Genomic DNA, 720 nt, shown 5'->3' on the forward strand with positions numbered 1-720 from the left:
GGTGGCGCCCGTGGAGCGGATCCGGCTGGTCAACTCCGGCACCGAGGCCACGATGAGCGCGATCCGGCTGGCCCGCGGGTTCACCGGCAGGCCCAAGATCGTCAAGTTCTCCGGCTGCTACCACGGCCACGCCGACGCGCTGCTCGCCGACGCGGGATCAGGCGTGGCGACGTTGGGGCTGCCGTCGTCGCCCGGGGTCACCGGCGCGGCGGCCGCCGACACGATCGTGTTGCCCTACAACGACGTTGACGCGGTACGGCAGGCCTTCGCGGAGCTCGGCGACCAGATCGCCGCGGTGATCACCGAGGCCAGCCCCGGCAACATGGGCGTCGTCCCGCCCGCGGCCGGCTACAACGCCGCGCTGCGCGCGATCACCACCGAGCACGGCGCGCTGCTGATCGTCGACGAGGTGATGACCGGCTTCCGGGTGAGCCGAAGCGGTTGGTACGGAATCGATCCGGTCGACGCCGACCTGTTCACCTTTGGCAAGGTGATGAGCGGCGGGCTGCCCGCGGCGGCGTTCGGCGGCCGCACCGAGGTGATGGAGCGGCTGGCGCCGCTGGGTCCGGTGTATCAGGCCGGGACGCTGTCCGGTAACCCGGTGGCGGTGGCCGCCGGCCTGGCGACGCTGCGCGCCGCCGACGCGGCCGTCTACGCCGCGCTGGACGCCAACGCCGACCGGCTGGCCGCCCTGCTCTCCGAGTCATTGACCAATGCGTC

At 72.8% G+C, this 720-nt stretch carries 1 protein-coding gene; it reads left to right on the forward strand.

The window, feature by feature from the left end:
- Positions 1 to 720 (forward strand): aminotransferase class III-fold pyridoxal phosphate-dependent enzyme (locus A5704_RS23095; RefSeq protein WP_156737736.1); only part of this gene is annotated, 720 nt, incomplete at both ends.

Source organism: Mycobacterium sp. E735, assembly GCF_001666955.1.
Lineage (GTDB): Bacteria > Actinomycetota > Actinomycetes > Mycobacteriales > Mycobacteriaceae > Mycobacterium.